This window comes from Methyloceanibacter sp. (assembly GCF_035650995.1).
Lineage (GTDB): Bacteria > Pseudomonadota > Alphaproteobacteria > Rhizobiales > Methyloligellaceae > Methyloceanibacter.
In genome coordinates this window covers 1-2714 of the sequence record NZ_DASRGO010000102.1, presented here as the reverse complement: position 1 = coordinate 2714, position 2714 = coordinate 1, and the positions used below count along the sequence as shown (strand labels likewise).

4 protein-coding genes are annotated in these 2714 nt (G+C 64.9%); 1 reads left to right on the top strand and 3 read right to left on the bottom strand.

Going from position 1 to position 2714, the window contains the following annotated elements; all coding sequences use genetic code 11:
• Both VFB18_RS07930 and VFB18_RS07925 read right to left on the bottom strand, forming a co-directional pair.
• The coding region (locus tag VFB18_RS07930; protein WP_324973246.1) for a phage head closure protein at window positions 1–329 on the bottom strand (329 nt) is incomplete at its 3' end.
• Window positions 326–901 carry a head-tail connector protein gene (locus tag VFB18_RS07925; protein ID WP_324973243.1) on the bottom strand — a complete coding sequence of 192 codons (576 nt, stop codon included), beginning with the start codon at window positions 899–901 and terminating at the stop codon, window positions 326–328. The genes VFB18_RS07925 and VFB18_RS07930, both read right to left, overlap by 4 nt.
• A 149-nt stretch (window positions 902–1050) precedes the next feature.
• On the opposite strand from VFB18_RS07925, the gene VFB18_RS07920 reads away from it, so the two are divergent.
• Window positions 1051–1356, top strand: coding sequence for a hypothetical protein (locus tag VFB18_RS07920; protein WP_324973241.1), 306 nt, complete (start codon window positions 1051–1053; stop codon window positions 1354–1356).
• A 141-nt stretch (window positions 1357–1497) separates the two neighbouring features.
• On the opposite strand, the gene VFB18_RS07915 is transcribed toward VFB18_RS07920, so the two are convergent.
• Window positions 1498–2714 (bottom strand): phage major capsid protein (locus VFB18_RS07915; protein WP_414675669.1); only part of this gene is annotated, 1217 nt, incomplete at its 5' end.

The following is a 2714-nucleotide window of genomic DNA, read 5'->3' as shown; positions in this document are numbered from 1 at the left end:
CATAGGTCGCGCTCCTCGCACAGACATTTGAGCCAGCGCCTGCGCTCATCGACGTCGATGACGCTCACGATGTGGAACACGCGCGCGCCGTCCCTGAAGCGCATGGCGGGAACAACTTCCGGCCGGTAGCGCAGCGCGATTTCGTGGCTGACGCGGCCGGCCAACCGGTCGGCTTCGACCCCCTCCGACCCCGCAACCGGACGCACATCGCACCACAGCGTCGCCACCGCGGCCCAGCTTTCACTGAATCCGCCGCCCTCGTCGCTCACCCGCTCGAGCTGTTCGAGCGTGAGGCGATGGCGCAGATCGCTCGGCAAGAACTCCGTCACAGCCGCACCCGCCGGTAAGGAGAAAGCAGCGCTGCAACCATGGTCGGCACTTCCTGCGCGCCAGACTCGAGCACGACCGGATCGCGCCGCTCGAACCAATGGGCGACGAGGAGCTTGAGCGCATGGCGGATTGGCGCCGGCACATCGTCTGCCTCGTCGCCGTAGCCTCCCGTGAAGGCAACTTCGAACGCGTTCAGCTCGCGGGACGGCGCAGGAGGCAGGGCGCCCTTCAGCACGAGCCGCGCCGGTTCCGACAGAACATCGACGGCGTAGCTGGCCGTATCGAGCGCGACCGAACCGCCAGCGCTGTCATGCACCTTCACCGCGCCGACGGCCCGGACCGGCCGGATGGGAAGCGTGATGCAACCGGCCTGCGGCCAGAAATCGAAGAAATAGGACCAGCCCTGCGTGATCAGCGCGATTCCGAACGTCCGCTCGACGAACATCCGCGCCGCTGCGATCAGAGCCGTCAGCAACGCATCTTCATCGTTCGCATCGATCCTGAGATGCGCCTTGACCTCGGCGAGCGAGATGGGCTCGGCGGCAGGCGCCGCCGTCAAAACGAGAGCCATGTGCGTCTCCTCGCTAACCTTGCCAGCCATTTTCGGCGCGGCCTGACGTCAGGCGGCGCCTTGCGGAGATCACGACCGCAGCTCCGACTTCTGCTATTGTCCGGCAGTGCCGAGCGACTTTCGGGATTTCAACCTCAAGGGTGAACGAAATGACCAAGTCCAAGAGGCCGATCTTTCATCACATCACAGCGTTGCTTGCTTTTCTCGGTCTTGCGCTTTTGGCGGGCATGCCCGTCCGCGCCGAAATTCATTGCGCCGGCGGCCACTGCAATTGCAGCGGCGACAAAGACTGCAACACCATGTTCACGCATCTCTGTACCGACACCGGCGGCAGCTGCAACAACGACAACAACACCTGCACCTGCACGCAGAAGGCAAAGGTGTTATCGGGCGGCACCGGCACCAAGAAGAACCCAGTCGGAGCGGCGACCGGTCAGAAGCTCAATCGGCAGTAGTCGGCCCGCGGCCAGGGCCGGTCCGACCCTTGGCGAACAAGAAGAAAGTGGCGGGCGTGCGCGTGGGAGGGGCGCGTCACGCCCGCCGGCCCGGCCAGGCTGTTTCCAGCTCTCCCTTAGGGGGAGAGAGAGCCGTCGTTCCTACGACGTGCCGAACTTCAACAGCTTGATCGCGTCGAAGTCCTGCACCCCGCCGCCGACGCGCTTGGTCGTGTAGAACAAGACGTAAGGCTTGGCGGAATAGGGATCGCGCAGCACGCGGATGCCGGCGCGGTCGACCACGAGATAGCCGCGCTGAAAGTCGCCGAAGGCGATCGAGTAGCTGTTGGACGCGATGTTCGGCATGTCCTCGGACTCGGCGATCGGGTAGTTCATCAACGTCGGCGCGAGATCGGCGCGCTCGGGCGGCGCCCAGAGATAATTGCCGTCGGCATCCTTGAACTTGCGGATCGCGGCCTGCGTCGCCCGGTTCATCACCCAATGCGCGTTCGCCCGGTATTCCGACTTCAGCGTGTAGATGAAGTCGATCAGGTCGTCGGACGGGTTGGTCGCATCGAAGCCGCCGTCGGTGCCGGTCGCCACATAGCCGATATTGCCCCACGACCACGAGCCGTTGGCCACCTTGGTATAAGCGAGGAAACCCTTCGGCTTGTTGACGCCGTCGCCCGAGACGAAGGCGGTGCCTTCCTGCTGGGCGAAAGCGAGCTGAATCTCCTCGGCGAGCCACTCGTCGATATTGACCGCAGAGTCGTCGAGCAGCGTCTGCGTCGCCGACGGCATGGCATAAAGCTCCATGGTCGGAAAGGCGAGCTCGGCGAGCGTCGGCGAGTTGGTCTCGGGCCGCGTCGCCGTCTCCGCCACCCATCCGGTCGAAGGTCCGGTGACGGCGAACGGCTTCTTGTACACCGACGCGCTCACCGTGCGGTTGCCGGCGATGGCGCGGATCGGCGAGATCGACTTGACGCCCCTGATCACCGCGGCCTCGGTCTCGGCCGGAACGAGATAGCCGCCGTCTGGCCCTGAGCCGGCCGAAAGCGCCTTCTCCTCGAGCAGATGCAGACCGTTGGTCTCGCCGTGGCGGACATAAGTCTCGAATGCCGCCTTGTGCTGAAGCGCGGCGCCGCTGCGAGAGGCGCTTGCCTGGCCGAGCTTCGGCCGCGCCGATTTCAGCACCAGCTCGTCCATGATCGACTTGTGCTCGTCGATGGCGCGGTTGATGCGGTCGAGCTTCTCGGTCGAAAGCACATCGACGGGAAGCCGCTTCTCGAGCGTGGCGATGCGCTGCTCGTTCTCGGCCTTGAACGATTCGAAGGCGCGCATGAACTCGTCGAAAGCGATCGCCACGTCGTCGCCGGTCG